This window comes from Arthrobacter sp. Z4-13 (assembly GCF_054792705.1).
Map to the genome: position 1 here is coordinate 1,682,573 of NZ_CP096459.1, position 16,685 is coordinate 1,699,257.

Annotated in this window: 10 protein-coding genes and 1 pseudogene; 6 read left to right on the forward strand and 5 right to left on the reverse strand. The window is 62.0% G+C overall.

The genetic code is table 11. The annotated features are described in order from the left end of the window. The first annotated feature begins 31 nt into the window (after positions 1-31). From M1E07_RS09440 to M1E07_RS09465, 6 genes are all read left to right on the forward strand, one after another. Positions 32-2,047 carry a hypothetical protein gene (locus M1E07_RS09440; protein ID WP_461189956.1) on the forward strand — a complete coding sequence of 672 codons (2,016 nt, stop codon included), beginning with the start codon at positions 32-34 and terminating at the stop codon, positions 2,045-2,047. A gap of 17 nt (positions 2,048-2,064) precedes the next feature. Then, the gene (locus M1E07_RS09445) at positions 2,065-3,504 is read left to right on the forward strand and encodes a hypothetical protein (protein ID WP_461189957.1); all 1,440 of its coding nucleotides are present in this window, start codon (positions 2,065-2,067) and stop codon (positions 3,502-3,504) included. A 5-nt stretch (positions 3,505-3,509) separates the two neighbouring features. Continuing rightward, the gene (locus M1E07_RS09450; protein WP_461189958.1) at positions 3,510-4,421 is read left to right on the forward strand and encodes a hypothetical protein; all 912 of its coding nucleotides are present in this window, start codon (positions 3,510-3,512) and stop codon (positions 4,419-4,421) included. A 295-nt stretch (positions 4,422-4,716) separates the two neighbouring features. Continuing rightward, positions 4,717-8,112, forward strand: a complete 3,396-nt coding sequence (locus M1E07_RS09455) for a phage tail protein (RefSeq protein ID WP_461189959.1) — start codon at positions 4,717-4,719, stop codon at positions 8,110-8,112. A gap of 353 nt (positions 8,113-8,465) precedes the next feature. Beyond that, a complete protein-coding gene (locus M1E07_RS09460) occupies positions 8,466-9,038 on the forward strand; it encodes a hypothetical protein (RefSeq protein WP_461189960.1) in 573 nt (190 codons plus the stop codon). A gap of 9 nt (positions 9,039-9,047) precedes the next feature. Next, positions 9,048-9,602 carry a hypothetical protein gene (locus M1E07_RS09465; RefSeq protein WP_461189961.1) on the forward strand — a complete coding sequence of 185 codons (555 nt, stop codon included), beginning with the start codon at positions 9,048-9,050 and terminating at the stop codon, positions 9,600-9,602. 13 nt (positions 9,603-9,615) lie between these two features. On the opposite strand, the gene M1E07_RS09470 is transcribed toward M1E07_RS09465, so the two are convergent. The 5 genes and pseudogenes from M1E07_RS09470 to M1E07_RS09490 all read right to left on the reverse strand — a co-directional run. Continuing rightward, positions 9,616-10,980 (reverse strand): M6 family metalloprotease domain-containing protein, encoded by a 1,365-nt coding sequence (locus tag M1E07_RS09470; protein WP_461189962.1) that lies wholly within the window; start codon positions 10,978-10,980, stop codon positions 9,616-9,618. 226 nt (positions 10,981-11,206) lie between these two features. Next, complete coding sequence (locus M1E07_RS09475) at positions 11,207-12,433, reverse strand: S8 family peptidase (protein WP_461189963.1); 1,227 nt, start codon at positions 12,431-12,433, stop codon at positions 11,207-11,209. A gap of 602 nt (positions 12,434-13,035) precedes the next feature. Next, entirely contained in the window at positions 13,036-13,920 is an 885-nt protein-coding gene (locus tag M1E07_RS09480; RefSeq protein ID WP_461189964.1) for an O-antigen ligase family protein, read from the reverse strand. 224 nt (positions 13,921-14,144) lie between these two features. Next, on the reverse strand, positions 14,145-15,248 hold the full coding sequence (locus M1E07_RS09485) for a hypothetical protein (protein ID WP_461189965.1): 1,104 nt from the start codon (positions 15,246-15,248) through the stop codon (positions 14,145-14,147). Positions 15,249-15,688: 440 nt separating this feature from the next. Continuing rightward, positions 15,689-16,026, reverse strand: a pseudogene (locus M1E07_RS09490) (transposase); the annotation flags it as partial. Between the last annotated feature and the right edge of the window lie 659 nt (positions 16,027-16,685).

Consider the following 16,685-nt stretch of genomic DNA (forward strand, 5'->3'; position numbering starts at 1 on the left):
CACCGTGGACTCCCGGGGTCGCATCCTATGGTTGGATCCGGGTACGAGCCAGTTGCTGCACTGGCACTCCGATGACCTCCCGGCCTTGGGACAGGGATCGCTGGAGGGCGCCACGGGGGGCCACCGGTTGCTTGTCGGACCGTCCGTGACCTGGGTGGCCGTGGGTGGGGGGCTCCAGCGCTACGACACCGGAACGGCTCAACGCCTGACTCCGCCGATTCACAGGCCGGGCTGGCAACTCTCCGACGCCGCGGGCGACGACGACGACGGAGCCTGGATCACGGAGCGTGATGGGGCGCACCGGTGGCGGCTTCGTCACCTGAACTGTTGGGGCCAAACCTGCCGTGAGCCTGTTGAGCTGACAGGCGTATCAGCAGAGCAACTCGTCGTGGCGACCGCCAACGGAACCGAGGTCATCGCCCTTGACCCGGTTGCATCGACCGAACTGATGGTGGTGAACGTCGACACCGGCACCATCCGCCAGGTCGGCCTGGATGCCGAGCACGGCACCGGACGCAGCCTGATCGCCGGAGGAGACGGCACGGTGCACGTGCTGACCGTGCCCGATGACTTCGGGCGGGACAACCGCGAGGCGCTCTACCAGCAGATCGAGATCACCTCCGGAACCGTGGAGGACCATCAACACCTCGCGGTACCTCGCGAACTCGGCCGGCCCACCGCAATGGCGGGCAACGCCACGAGACTCGTGCTCGCCGGGACGCGCGGACTCGCCGAACTTGTCCCCGTGCCGACGTCCGACGAGACACGCCGCGCCACCTTCATCACGCCGGCACTCGTTTCACCACTCGGCCCCCAGTCGGGTTGGGACCGGGCGGACGTCGTCGCGCTCCTGCCCGCCGGGACAACCATGGAAGTCACCTGGGCGGCGACGAGCGAGATCTGGCTCACTGACCGAGCGGCACAGGTCATGGCCGACACGTCGACACCTGGCATGGTTTCCGTGCTCGATCAGCAACTGCAATGGCGGTCACCCGGCACCATCTATCGGGGCGACAACGGCGAAGCAGTGACGTACGGCGCCCTGCTCAACAGAGCCGAGCCGACCACACTGTGGCTCCGGATCGAACTCCGCATCGCCGCAGGCAGCGCAGTGCCGCAGCTGAAGAGCCTTCGAGTGCACTATCCCAACACGTCGTATCTCGACTACTTGCCGGCGATCTATCGCGGCATTCAAAAATCGGTCGAGGACCTGAGGCAGATCCTTGCGCCGTACGAGGTACTGCTGGACGGTATCGACAAGAAACTGGACGCGGGGCCCAGGCGCCTGGATCCGGCATCGACCAGCGACGAGTGGACCGACTACCTCCTCGGCTGGTTGGGATTTCCGCCGGTCACCGGACTCGACCCCGGTGTCCGGCGGAAGCTTCTAGCCTCCGCGGCCGAGCTGCTGGAGTCCCGGGGTACCCGGATGGGCCTGGAAAAGCTCCTAGGGGTGGTGACGAAGGGGCGGTACACCCTGGCCGACTCCTCCGAGGAGCCAGCCGGCTGGTTCCTCGGAGGCGGGACCACTACTCCCTCTGCCGGTGCCGGGCCTTCACGCCTCGGCGCCGACACTGTTGTGCTGAAGCAGCTGCCGCAACCCGCCCGCGTGGGCGCTATGGTGCTCGGAGCGGCCAGCGTCGGCCATCCCTGTGCGGATGTGCCCACCATGATTGCTCAACGTGGAGGGGCACTGACGGTCGAACTTCACGTGGGGCCGGACCGGCAGAGTCTAGAGCTCGTCCTTCAACGGCTCCTCGACACCTTCGTTCCCACTCACTGCATGGTGCGAGTTCTGTGGACCGGAATACCTGAAGCACGGGCACCTCGACTCAACGTCGATTTCCGACTCAGCCCAGGCGCATCATCCGGCACCGCGAACGGCGCCGAGGACGAGCCTCCCATGGACGCGCTGCTTCACGAGGAGGACAGGCTGCGGCTAGGCAGCTCGACGCATCTGGGCGGGTGGCGACTGCCGGCCCGCGCCGGCGAGCCTTCCGTACTCGACCACGGTTCCCGCCTGGGCGCCGACCTGCGATTGCTGTGACATCAAGGAGCAACCCAATGAATAAGAATCACGGCGTGGAGCGGGAAGCCTGGTCCCGCCGGCCCCACTTCACCCCACGGCAGCGACTGACTGCGGAGCAACTCAACACCGGGCTGCTCGATGAGCTCGAACGTCAGCAGATCCTCAATCAGGCCGTACACGGCTTCGGCGTGGTCATGGGTTTTAGCCTGGCAGTGTTCGAGGACGACACGCTGGACCTCCGGCACGGACAGCTCGAGATCAGCGACGGCCTGGCCCTCGACCGGTACGGCCGCATGCTCGTCTGGAAGCGCGGTTGCATCGGGATGGATGACCTGGTCGGCCCCTGGCCGAGAGAGGCCGGGCCCTACACCCTCGTTGCGCATTACGCTGTGCGGTCGCCAGAGACTCAGGACTGCACACTCCTACACGGAACTCAATCGCTGTGGACCGAGGAAGCCGTCGTGTTCTCCCTCCGTCCGGGTTGCAAGGAACTGGAGTGCGGGTGTCCCGAGCACCCGTCGGACAGGTGCGTGAGCCATGGCGAGTACGTGAACCGCAGGAACGGCGGGTTGCCGGGCAAAGCCTCAAGCGTCCCACCGAGTCCCGACGTGGAGACGCTCCTCAAGAGGCCCAGCCCACCTCACGGGTCGTCGGGGGACCGAGAGTGGGCGTACGACCTCGACCCGTGGGTCGGCGTCCCCCTGGCGTGCGTTGAGGTCTGCGATCTCACCAGCGATCACGGACACGAACAAGGAGAGGCTTTCCACGATGAGGACACCGACTGCGACCCACGCTGGGGGTTCTGCCCGGAGTCGAAACCGAACACGATCGGGGTCAGGCCCGTCGTCTACCGTAACCCGTTGCTGTACGAGCTCACGCGTTGCTGTGACATGGATGCGCCCCGCGTGAAGGAGATCTCGTGGCAGGACTGGGTGAATCGCGGCTGGGAGGGGAACAAGCCGATCTCCTGGGATGACTTCGCTGAAGCACTAGGTGACCGTGAACGAGGATTCGCCGTGCGATTCACGAAGCCCGTCGACCCAGCCACTCTTCACGAGGCCAGCTTCTTCATCACGGCCTTTTATCAGGACGACGATTCGGCGTGGCGGAGTTACCGCATCCCCGCGGGCAGCATGGTTCCGGTGGGGCACGGCGGAAAGGTCGACGTCGCGCGCCTCATCCCCGATCAGAGGGAGTGGCTGCGGTCCGAGGTCAGGGGTAAGCGGTCCCACCTATTCGACGGGTGCAGGATCGAGGTCACGATCCGCGGCCAGCTGGTACGTGATGATTGCGGCCGGATGCTCGACACTCGGCCGATCGGCCTGGAGTGCGACACCAGTTGTCAGGCTCGGCCGGGAGCCGACTTCATCACGGTGTTCCAGGTCGCGGCCCGGGAGGACGACCAACGCGGCTTCCGTTCGCCCTCCGGCGGAGACAACATGGCGCAGCAAGCTACTAGAGAAGTAGGAGAGTGACACCGATGAAGACGAAGACGACCAAGTCCGGGCTGCCCCGTGCGGAGCAGCCGACTGGGCTCGAGCGGGCGCGGTTCCACGACGGCATGGTCGTGAAAGCCGAGGACCTGGAAACAGCAGGGCAGTATCCGGTGTCGTTGCTTCAGTCGGTTCTGCGTTCCTATCTCGGCTGCGGGGTCGTGTGCGGGCTCGAGTTGGGTCAGAAGGCACCGCGGGAAGGCAAACCACCGTGGATCGTCACGGTCGGAAGAGGACTGGCGTTGGATTGTGCGGGTTTCCCCATCGAGCTGACCTGCCTGATCGAGCTCGATTTCACCCCCGATCCCTGCGTATGCGAGCCACCGTCGGATCCGGTCTACATCGTCATCCGGCACATGACCTCGGACGAGGCGACGAGCGACCCATGCGGCTGCGTGCACGAGCCCGCGGATAAGGAGTGCGACAGGTTGCGGGACCGAGCCCTCGTCGGCGTCTTCACCCAGGCCGAACTGGAGGAGATGTCCGGCGATGTATGCCGGCTCGAGAAGGCGCCGGGGCAGAAGGCGAACAGCGATGCGAAGAACGACGGCGAGGGGAAGGACACGGCTTACGAAAGCGATAAGAAGCAGGCAGACGCCAGCCTCACGGACCGGTGCGCCGCACTAAAGGACTGCTGCCCCAGTTGCTCGTCCGGTCGTAACTGGGTTCTGCTTGGCACGGTCATAATCGACAAGGAGAAAGGCGTTACGAACCTCGACACGATGTACCGGCGGTGGGTGAAACCCATCGAGATCTTGTGCGAGGTGGATCACCTAGCCAAGAGGATCAGAGATCTCGAGGCAAGCGTTAAGGAACTCCAGCCCAAGAACGAGGACAGCGGAAAGCCCTCCGAGCAAGACGTGAGCAATGGCGTCATCACGCCAAACGCCGGCCCCTAAGAGCAAGGGCGCTGAACCACGCCGAGCGGCACAACCGCCCACTCGGCGCACTGCCGGACGTCCCTCGCCGGCTGACCTGCAGCGGCGGCTCGGCAACCGTGGTGTCGCAGCTGCCATGGATAGAACAGCGTCCGGAAGGGACGCGGCGCGACCACCGGCGGCATCGCGATCATCGCTGACGCCCGCGCCGACAACCGCCAGCCCGCCCCTGACGACCGCTTCAACGACCGCCGGCCCGCCGCTATCCGCGTCCCTTCGCTCGGTGTCCCTGACGCCAGGCGGAACGGGACCAGACGTGGCTGGCGGCGTGGCGGTATCGGTTCCGACTGTCTCAAAAGAAACCCCCTCGTCGACGGCAGCCACCACTGGTAAGGCCGGGGTGACAACCACCGGGCAGTTGTCGGTCCCAGAGCAGGGACCGCTCGCGCCGGCCGTTTCGTCGACCGCGGAACCCGCCGCATCAGGCTTGGGCAGCGTTGGTGCGGAACCCGGTGCTCCCACCACCGGCACAGAACCGGAACCTGTCATCGAGCAACCGCCTTCGGCTGAAGAAGCGGTCGGCCCCGCCGTGCAAGCGGTCAGGCAGCGCGCGGCCCGGGCTGCCAGTCACAGCCCGGAGGCGGCGGTCGTCGCCGGGGCGCAGGGAGCTGCGAAGCAACCGGCCGTCGAGCAGGAACGCAAGGCTGCCGAGGCCACTGTCCGCGGCCTCGACGCGGCGCAGCAGAACACGCAGACGTTCCAGAGGTCCGAGTTCCGTGCCGCTCTCCGAGATGCCATTGACCGCGCAACAGAAAAGCCGAAGACCGAGGCCGAAGCCCATAAGGTCATCGCCACAGGGGCCCAGACCGCCAGTAATGCACTGCAGGGAACGCTCTCGGCTCAAAAGGGCGCTGCCACGGGGCCCCTACAGAACGCCGTCACCGCGGCAGCATCGCCGAGTGATCAACCGGTAGAACCCGCAGCCCCGCTCGTTCCCGAACAGATCGGCGCGCCACCGCAACCGGTCTCGGCGGCCCCAGTGGTTCCTGCACCGCTCCCACCCGAGCGTCTTGACTACTCATCCGACAGGCAGCCGACCGAGTCGGTCATGGCCGAAGGTGGCGTGACCAAGGACCAGTTGGAGAAGGGCAACGAACCGGCTTTCGGCCAGTCCTTGACGGCGAGAACGGAGGCGGAGCAGCACGAGGCCCAGGTCACGTCGACGTACCGTGCCGCAGAAGCAGGTCAGCGAGAGCTGGCCGTCGGTCAAGCTCAAAGCACTTTGGCCGCAGGCCTTGCCGGGGTGCACGGGACTCGCGCAGATTCCATCAATGCCGTAACCGGCAAACAAATTGGCACCCAGACCAAAGATGCCGCCGAACGCCAACGGATCACTCAAGCGATCGACACGATAAAGAACCAGACGCGGACCGACGTCGAGACAATTCTCCGGGAGATGGAGACAGAGGCGAGCCGTATCTTCAACGACGGTCTGGCGACGGCCGAGGCCGCCTACGAGCGCACCTTCGAGGAGGAGAAGGGCGGCGTTGTAACCTGGCTGACGACCTGGTCCGGTTGGGACGAACACATCGAGAGCTCTCTCATCAAGGCCCGCGGCCAGTACATGATGCACGTCGATGCGGCCATCGACAAGGTCGCCAATTGCATTGACAGCAAGCTCAACGCAGCGAAGGCGCGTGTCGCGGCCGGACAGCTCGCGGTCTCGACCTTCGTGGCCGGGCTGGACGCCAGTGTGCAGGCCTTCGGAAAGGAGGCACTGACGTCCGTTGCTGCGGAGTTCAACGCCATGTCGTCCAGCATCGACGAACGCAAGAACTCGTTGGTCGACAGCCTCACCAGCCAGTACAAGCAGTCCTACGAGCGCATGTCCGCCAAAGAGACGGAACTGCGCGAAGCGAACAAGTCGCTGTGGCAGCGCGTATATGACGCGACAGTCGGGCTGGTGAAGCAGATCCTCGCCTTCAGGGACCTGTTGCTCAGTGTACTGGCGAAGGCGGCCGGCGTCATCGGTGACATCATCGCGGACCCTATCGGTTTCCTGAAGAACCTCATCGACGGCGTCATGCTCGGCTTGAACAACTTCGTGCTGAACATCGGAAAGCACCTCAAGAAGGGCCTGATGGACTGGCTGTTCGGTGCGCTCGGTGGTGCCGGCCTCAAACTGCCGGAGACCTTCGACCTCCAGGGCATCGTCAGCATCGTGCTGCAGGTCCTGGGACTGACTTACGAGAACTTCCGGGCCCGGGCGGTGAAGATCCTGGGCGAGCCGATTGTCTCGGCGCTCGAAAAAACCGCCGAGGTCTTCACGATCCTGCTGACCGAGGGCGTCTCCGGTCTATGGCGCTTCATCAAGGGCAAGGTCAGGGAACTGAAGTCCATGGTGCTTGATGCAATTTTCGGTTTCATCAAAGAGAACGTCATCGTGGCCGGCATCACCTGGCTGGTTGGGCTGCTCAACCCTGCCTCCGCGTTCTTCAAGGCGTGCAAGGCGATCTACGACATCATCATGTTCTTCGTCAACCGCGGCTCTCAGATCCTCGCGCTGGTGAATGCAGTGGTCGATTCTGTCGGCGCGATCGCCAAGGGGTCGATCGGCGTGGCCGCGAAGTTTGTTGAAGAGGCCCTCGCCAAGGCCGTGCCGGTGGCGATCGGATTCCTGGCCAGCCTGCTGGGCCTGGGGGACATCAGCGAATCGATCAGGAAGGTGATCAACAAGGCGCAGGCACCGGTGAACAGCGCCATCGACTGGGTCATCAACCAGGCGGTCAACCTGGGCAGGTCCCTTCTCAAGGCCGTCGGCCAGGGCGGAGAATCAGCAACCATCAACGAGGCGGTCCCCATGGACGGAAAGACCCACCATCTCAGGGACGACGGTCCAGACGGCACGCTTGTCCTTCATTCGGAGGAGATGCTCGCGAGTACCATCAAGGACCCGGAGTTCGCCACGCTGGTCACGAGATTCAACGCAGCCAAGAACGTCAAGGCCAAGAAGCAAGCGGCGGATGCGGCAGCGGCATGGCTGGTGGCGAATATGAGCGGCGATTCGCCCGGTGCTAGTGCGCCCTTTATCGGCGTAGTGGGTCTACACGGCGCGAAGTCTCCGAGCGAGAGCAAGGTGGAGTTGTGGGCTCTTCAGTCCGAGCACGTTATTCCCTTTGCCGTCATCCGAAAACTGTGGGAGGCGCTAGGCATAGAGGGCAATGCGCCACGAAAGGGGAAAAAGGGAGCCAAAGGACTGAACAGCGAAGACGCCGCGCTCACTACGATCATGATTTACAGGGGGGCCGCAAAGGACAAGGACGAGAGTGAAAGGTCTGTCAGGTCCAGCGCAATAAAGGCACTAGATTCAAAGATCGAGGACTATGCGACGAAAGGAAACGAGGCTGGAGAAGCTGACACACCCGAAGCTGACGTCGTCATGCAGGCGGAAGTAGAAACTGAGTTGCTAGTCCTGCAGAATTCCTTCGTGGACATCACCGTGACGTCGATTGACAAGGAACACAAGATGCTAAGGAAAGGGCAAACTCATGGAGAGCGACGTGGAGAAAAGAAGGCGCTTCCTAGTGCAGAGCGTGTCCAGGATGCCGCAACAAAGGAATTCAAAAACGCAAAAACGATCCTAATTAGAGGGTTGAAGGCATTGGAGCGTCCACAGAGGAAGTCAAAAGATAGCAATTCAGCAGTGAAATAGTCAGATGAATCCTCAGGCCACCATGATTGCGAACTGACGCAGCAGCCCGTTGATGATCGGCTTCGATTGTAACCATGGCCGTGTAGCGGTCCTTCACGGCGGTGTGAGGGGTGACCTGAAGTTTGCGGATCATTTCGTGGGCTGCGGAAGGACAAGGGTCGTCTGTCAGAGTGGTGTTGCGAGCCTCCCTTTGCGACTCCAGTCTCAATTGCATCAGAGTGTTGGAGGAAGAAAAATGAAGCGCCTTAAAAACACGCCGCGGGCCCAAGCTCTAGCCCAACCTGATGAGAATTCTCTCCAGGTCCTCACCAACATCAGTTGGTGTTCCGTGTGGCAAGTAGCGTGGTGACGTCATGCGTGAGGAAAAGGAATTCCGAGAAGAAGCGCTCGACGTTCACAAAGAGCCAGTGACTTCGCAAAATCGTCCCGGATGGGAGATCAATCATCACTACGACCAGGTGACCTACGAGATGTTGACCGCCCGCTTTCTCGCACACGACGAGCTGCTGTGGCAAACCCCCGTCCTGGCGCTGACGGCCCAATCATTTCTTATGACTATTTCCCTGAGTCCTGAGGTCGATGATTGGGCGGGTGCGACAGCGGCGCTCTTGGGAACGGTTCTGATACTGATGTCAATGCACTTGCTGGGTCGACATAGGTTTCTGGAACTTATCGAAAAGCACAAATTGAGGCAACTTGAAGAAGCTTTGCGAATAGAGCCGCTTAGTACGCATTCATGGGCATGGAACTACGCGCCGGCGCCCGCACTGGGAAGAACCTTTAGTCGTAAAAACTACGGGCTGGAAAGTCCCAGATATTACCGGGTCTTCGCGGTGCCGAGTTATCGTATTTGGCAAGTCGGGTTGTGTCTCTTCGCAATCGCAAATGCGGTGATTTTTGTCGTCCGTATCCTCCCAATGCATTAGAGCATGAGTATGAGTGACAAAGAGCCCGCGATGTCTTCGGATGCCCTGAGAGAGGACTTGGGCCGGGAGTATGACGCCATCATGAAGGTCGTTTCCGAGTTTGATGGCAGATTGATGATCGTGAAGGGTTGGTCTGTCACGCTGTCTCTGGCGTCCTTGGGCCTGGGCTTTGAGAGGGGCCACTCCGCCCTGTTCGTACTGGCGGCAGCCACCGCCCTTGGCTTCTGGTTCATTGACGCGCTGATGAAGCGGCATCAGATGCAGTATTACTCCCGAATGCGGGACATTGAGGTCGCAGCCTTCCACCTGAATCACTTGATGATTAATGGCCAGCTGGTTTCTACTCCGAAGGTTGACTGGTGGTGGGGCTTTACTGGCAAAGGGGGACAGTTCAAGTCTGATGTTCCTGTCAGACGCGATCCCGAAAATGTCCAAACGATGCTTGCTCGTGCACCTTGGATGGCCAATGTTTTCCTTCCACATGCCGTGGCCGTGGTGCTTGGACTGACATTCTTTGTGCTCGCCCTTGCCAAGGCACCAGGCTTTGATCAGCTGCAACTGTGATGGCCACCTTGCGTCAGTGGACCACGACGTCGACCATCATTTGGGCGGCGCCTGCTGTGCCGGAAAGGGTGAGCGTAACCCCTGACCACTTGCCATCTGGTCGGTTGAGAGCGGGCTTTGTCGTCTGCCCGGCGGTGTTGTTTACTCCGAAGGGGTAGAGATCGTTGGCGTCCCCCCGGTTTCCTCGGCCGAAGATGCCTGCCAGATGGCGCTGGTTGTCGGCTTGCAGGAGTTCGATGGCAAGGCCATCTTCCTCATTCACATTATCGATGGCTTCATCAACGACGTAGACGGCGAGTCCTTCGTCTGGCAGGAAAGCGTCTTGGGCCCTGCGGCGCCGGTACTCGACGGCGATGTACTGCGTTTCGTCCATTTTGCTGCGGTTCTGGATGAACAGCATGCCACCACCTTCGGCCGCGGGTCTTAGCACCATGTTCCTAGTGGTTTTGGTGACCCGTTCAGGCGCGATCCATCCGTGGAACATCCGCAACATGCCGTTCGGGAAACTCGGTGTCAGGCCGCCGTCGCCCCACGATCCGGACGCCATCAGGCAATAATCGCCAAGGCCGTTGGACCGGGTTGCCTCCAGTCGGCCCGAATCGTAGTAGTCCGCCCAGCGTGCGGCAAGGTGTCCCCATTCGTGGGCACAGACGCCCACCGCGCAGTCCTCCGGTACTGTGAGGAAGGTCTGCACTGACAGAGTGTTTCCGACCTCGATGTCCCCCGGAACAATCCATTTGAGGCTCCAAAGATCATCCCTGGACCCGGTTTTTTCGGCCCCACTGCCGGCGTGGACAATGAAAAGCGCGGTGACGACGTTTTCGCCAAGTGCATCAAGGGAAGCTTCAAATTCAACGCCTTCTGCAAGTGCGGCACGCACGGCATCCCGGGCCATGCCTTGCGCGTTATGGGGAAAATTCTTGCCCATTCCCGAATTCGCGTCGGCGTAAAAGCTCAGCGGCTGCGGCATACGGAACCATCCGTGAACCTCTCCCTGCACGTCGATGCCATTACCGGAATCGACATCAAAATGGCTAACTTTGCGGTAGAAGTCGCGCATGCTCCCTGTGGGGAAGTCGCCCGAGCTGAAGAGCATGGCGTCATAGTAGCCCGCACCGTGGTCGGGATCATGCTGCCGGTCAGGAAAATCAACCAAGAGCACGAGGGTACGGACAATGCCTTTGAGTCTCTTGGCCGGCCTCGTGATGAGCTGTTTGTCCGTGCTTGGACCGTGCTTCAATGATCCATCATCGAGACCAACGAAATTCTCGCCCCGCCGCCCGGAACGCCAGACCCAGTAGTACTGCTCGAATGTCATGTCTTTGGGCAGGCGCCTCGATTGCAATAGCTCCTGGTATCGGGCATAGAGTTCCGCCATAACCTGAGGTGACAGAGGTACCGGGCAAGGGTGCTCGCAGTCGGCGGAACTGCTTGGATGATACTGGGGGCTAAGAGTGACTCGCATCGGGAACTTACTTTCATACTCATCAGGACAAACCGCGGCTGCTGGGTATCGGACAGCGGAATGATTGCGGTCGGAACAGGGGGTTGGGAATTGGATGGCATGAGCTTTGCCACCTGCATGTGTGCTGAGGACCGTTAACCTAACTAGTAGTTGTGGGTGCCTGAACCAAGCCCGCGCCCACGTCCACTGGATTCGTTCCGGCTTTTAGGGGCTTGAACGTTCCTGAACCGATCACTTTGGCCTGGAGGAGTACCGGGCTCAACGGTCCCTGTGCCAGAAGCCGTTCGGCCCAAAGCGCCGTGACGCCGGCGACGTGCGGGGTGGCCATGCTGGTTCCGCTGATGGTCTCGGTGCCGCCGTTGAGCCAGGCACTGAAAACCCCTACTCCGGGACCGGCTATCGTCGCCATAGTGTTGGAGAACGGTGCCACGGTGAGTCCACCGGCGCCGTCGGCCAAAGCCGCCACCGAAGTGATGCCAAACGCTGCGGCGGGCGGGGCAACGTTGATCTCGTAAGCGGGCGTGCCGGTGCGTTCGCTTTCGTTGCCGGCGGCTGCGACGACGATGGTGGTCTGAGCGACTGAGGCGCGGGCGTTGAGAAGGTTGGCCAGCTGTTCGAAAAGCCGGACGTTGGCGCGGTAGCCTTCGAGGGCGATCGAGGTGGCCGCGGGGATTGACAGGCCGTTCTCGTTGACCAGCTCGTCCACCCAGCCTGGGAAGTCTATGCCCAACGACATGGAGATGACGTGGGCGCCGTTGTCGGCCGCCCACAGCATGGCCGAGGCAAGGATGTCACTGCTGCCGCCGTTGGGGCCGCCGAGGACCTTGCCGATCAGGGCTTTCTGGACGCCGCGGGCGACGCCGATCCGCTGGCCGTTCAGGTCGCGGCCGAAAATCGTTCCGGCGCAATGCGTTCCGTGGCCGTTATCGTCGTCGGCGCTGCCTGCGCCCGTAAAGTCTTTCGTGAGGAGGTTGACGCCGGCGAAGGCCGGATGTGTCGCGTCGATGCCGGTGTCCAGGACTGAGACGGTCACGCCGGCGCCCGTGAAAGGCGAGGTATCTGCGCCCACGGCCTTGACGCCCCAAGTCACAGCAGCAGCGGGTGCCGCGTCTGCTTCAAGGGGTTCGATAAGTTTCATCGGCATCGTTGGCGCGATGCTTAGGACCGTGGGATCGTCCCGCAGGGCGTTTATAGCGGAGCTTGAGGAGTTGTCGGTCGTCTCTACCGTCATACCCACAGCGCGTTCCGCAATACTCTGGGTGGCCGATTCGAGCCCGGGGGCACCTGGCCCGTCGAAGGGGTCGCGCGTGGCGCGAAGGGAAGGGGCGCGCAAAATGACGATTTTCTGGTTGAGCAGGTCGGGCATCTTAGGTTCCTTTGGCCTCAATGCGGCAGTGTCTGCGCGCATGAGGCGCGTGGCCGCAGGGTATGTCCTTGCAAGTGCCGGCAAAGAGCCGGCGAGGGGAGGTATAAAGCCCCGAGGTAAGAGCAGCTCCGACCGGCCGGTACACTCCTGACAAAGACTAACGTGCTGTCACTGGCCCTCTTTTATTCACGGGAAGTCAAGTATGCGGCGGGAAGGCGCAATTTTTGGATGACCTGGTGGATATCGATTCCTTGCCTGCGGGCCTTCGGTGAGGATGGCCGCGGTGAGAGTTTGTTTCGACATGGTGCTAGGTCTACATCCTGTGGCGTTACTTCCGCGTTACCAGTCGAAATCGAGCTATACATCGGGCTTCCTTCACCTGCAAGTTGGTCGCTGTCCCGCGGGCACTCGCCGACCAAAAACGTCTAGGGCAACGCCTCGAACGGTGCGGCGGCCGACTTCACCGATGTTTCGCCGGTGGCCCTAACAGTTGTCGGGAAACCTGGGGGACCTGCGTTCTTCAGCACCCGCTGATGGTGGTGAACTTTCTTACGCCGTCAGGCATCATCCTGTGGTCGTCCGCGGACAGGTCCTTCTCCGGCCTATTCGGGGTGGACCCTGTCTGCGCGCTTAGGCAGATTCGTTGAGGGCGATATCCTCGGCCCGCTTCCTGACACGGCAAGGGCGGTCAGAGCGGCGGCGGTGAGCGTGACCGCCGTGATCCGAAGCGTGAAGTCGGTCAGGCCGGACATCAGGAGTGCGAGTGCAGCGAACTGGAGCCAGCGATCGCCACCTATCGGGCGGCGCACCGAGCGGAGGGCAAGAACTATCACGATGAGCCCGAGCCCGGTCCCAACAAGCCCGTACTCTATGCCCCACTGCAGGACCTCGTTGTGGGCGTGCGTAGTGATTCGCGCGCCGGGGTAGGTGGGTGTGAAGGGAGCCGGCGAAGGTCCCTCGCCCAGCAGCGGTTCGCCCGCGATACGCCGCAGAGACTCCTGCCAGAGGTAATACCGGTCCTGGTTTCTCTCGGGGGCGGTCCGCCAGATTACGACCGCCACAGCGACGGCTAAGCCTGCCGCCGCAAGCAGACGTCGTTTCCAGCCAGCGTGGGTTATGGCGTACGCGATAACCAGGACCGACGCGATCAGGATGGCCGTGCGACTGCTGGTCGCCAGGAGTGCACAGCCCTGCAGCAGCAGCGCCACCGCGGTCAACCAACCTCCGCGGCGATCGACCTCGCGGGCGGTGAGAATTGACGTTGCTACGAGCAGCATGCCGAGGCCGTTGGGGGAACCGAGCAGCGAGGCGGCGCGAGGAGAGACCGAGAGCGCCATCGCGACAGTCACCGACAGCTCTACGAGCGCGATAATTGACTGAAGGCATCCCAAGACGATCAGTCCGGTCACCAAAATGTCTCTTTCTTGAGCGCTCATCCGGCGCACCGCCAAAGCAGTGAGGGCAGCGATCAGGACGAGTAGCGGCACTCGAAAAGTCTCAAGCGTCCAACCCGCGCGAAAGAGGCCGACGGTCACCACCCAGCACACCAGCGCTGACAATGCCGCCCACAACGTCGCATCCCGCCTCGGCCACGCCCTACCCGCGATCATCGCCACGACGAGCAGCCCGAGCGTGACGGCCAGGTCCCGCGCGCTGGTGCCTCCCCTGGAAGCAACAGCCCACGAGAGCGCAGACAGAAGTAGATACGCAGTCACGACGTCGGGTCGCCCGAACTCCCGGTTGCGTGATGATCGTCCGAGTCGACTCCCGCCGACTTCAACTTCTTCCACGCCGCCCACAGGCCGAGAACGGCTAGGGCGAGAGCCACGAACGACGCTATGTAGTCCACCGGCCGCTGGAGGATATCCCAGACCGATGGGCCTCGTTCCGTCGCCCGCGCCGACAACGTTTTCGGGACTTTCCGCTCTAGTCCATGTGCCGCGGCCTGGCCCCGGACTGTTGCGGTGGCAACAAGGGCCACTTGCCCCGGCTCGTCGGAGGTCACGGTCCACTTACGGACAATGTCGTCCTCGCTGGATGCCACCAGCACCATTCGTGAGGCCGCAAGGGATATTGGTTCTTCGACGATCGTCACTGCAGCGGAGTGCTCGCTCCTTTCCAGATCGATGTCGGCGCTCACCGTGTTGGCGTGACCAGCCAATGACATGGATGCGCTGACTTCGAATTCCTCGCCGACGATCACCTCACCCGGAACTTGCGTTTTCATGTCGGCGGCGGCCGTGAGCACCTGCTCGAAATCGTACTGGACAGGGTGGACATCGACCGTCACGGGGATCGGCTTGTTGATGTCGAGGAGGTCGGGAACCACTTCACCCTCGACGACGACCATAGGAAGGATACTGACTGTGAGCGTCTGGTTGCCGGCAACGAGGGGCGTCACATCCCACGTCCAGGTGAGCTCGTACCCCCCGTTAGGACGGCGGGTGCCGGCGTCGAGGAACTGACGGGACGCGGACGTTGGCTTGATGTCGAAGATGCCTTCAGCCTGAGCCGCGAGCGCGGCCTCATTGCTCCAGGCGATCTTGACAGTCGGGAGATCAGGGTTGGGTGAGGTCGTGCCGTAGATGAGGGTAGCCCGGAAGGTGGCCGTCTCGAATTGCGTGATTGGCTCTGATGCGAAGCTGGCGTCGAGGTTGGCGTTGGTGATCGCCTCTTCGATAGTGCTGGCGTCCGCCCCGGGATACACCTGGGCGTAAAGAGGCGCCCCGACGGGCCAGGCCAGTGCCATCAGCGTGACGACCGCGACGACGAACGCCGCACCGACACCGTGTCCTCTTCGAGCTTCCCCATACATCGCCGCTCCTCGAAAGCAATATCTCGTAACTGCGCGTTGTCGATACTCCTATAGTTCGTCGAGCTTCTTCGGGCGCGACTAGCCCCACCAAATAGGTGTCGCTAAGTCAGTGCGTGCCTCACGTAGAAGATGCTCGTCGCGTGCAAGCGAGTGTTGAACAGACCAAGCGAAAACCCGTCCACTTACATTACTGCCCTTGAATCGTGACCGTCGGGCAATTGGCCCCTCGTGCCGGATGGTCACTACGCGATCAGCATCCATAATCACTCACCCCCATACCTCCTCAGGTTGCTTCACTTGAGTGGCGCTGACTGAATCCTGTAATGCACGGCGTTACTCACGCGTTACAGCCGGGGCAGAGACTGTCCGATAAACGGGTGGGGGTCGGCAGGTTTTTATTATTGAGTGGTTCCTTGAAACCTGCCCGCCGGTTTCGTTCAGAAAGTACCCGCGGGCCTTACTGTCCTTCGGTAAGTGCCTGCATTGATCGACTCGAATGCGTTCGTCGTGCTTATCACCCGGCGGATCTCCGCGTCGTATTCCAGGAAGGGTACGAAGTTAGCCCAGGAGGACTCCCAGAGTTTGCACGATGCACTGCTGCACGACCGCTCGCTCCCACGTGTTCGTGATCGTTTCCAGCAGGCCTTTGAGCCCCCGTCACAGACGGCGATCAACACGTCTTCCATGCCCCGCTTCTTCAGCTCGGCGAATACCTGCAGCCAGAACGGGGGACGCGCGGCACCGTCGCCGGCCAGATGCCGAGCATCTCCCGCTCCCCGTCGGATCTCTTTTCAGGCGGCAGCAGGAAGTCCCTGGAGTGGCGGCCTGCCCTGCCACTTGAGCATTATCAGATGCGCTCACCTTGTCAGGCTGTTAGTGGAGGGTCGTCGCCCCAGTGGCTAATCCAACGCGTTTGCCGACGTGGGCCAAAAATGAGTGTGTACATTGTCCACACTGCAGGCCTAGGACCCGGTCATAGGTTCGTCGGATTGACCCGGATTCCATATGTTTTCGCGAGTTCCCAGTGTTTTCAAGGCGGGGAATGCGGTTCGAGTCCCACCTCGGGCACAGTGTTTCCGCAGGTCAGAGGACTGTTTCCTCTTTGGGTGTTGACAAAGCTTGACTTTTCGGAAGGAGTCATGTTGCCCAAAGCTCCGTGACGGGCAAGGGGCACTGGCTCGCGGTGCGACTCGTGCGCAGAGCGGCTCAGACGTTTCCTCGGGGACTCAACCCGAATCGCCGCGTGGGAGCTCGAACCAGGGCACGGGCAGTGCACGCACACCCGATGGGCCGGTCCCTGCTGCGGACTACGACGGCGGCAAAGCAGGCACTCGGCGCGCACCGGAGAGTGCTGTTCCTGGAAGAGGCGTCAAATTTAGGACACACCACGCTGACTCGTCAATGAATCGGTTGATGTTATTCCCATTCGGAGCGGCG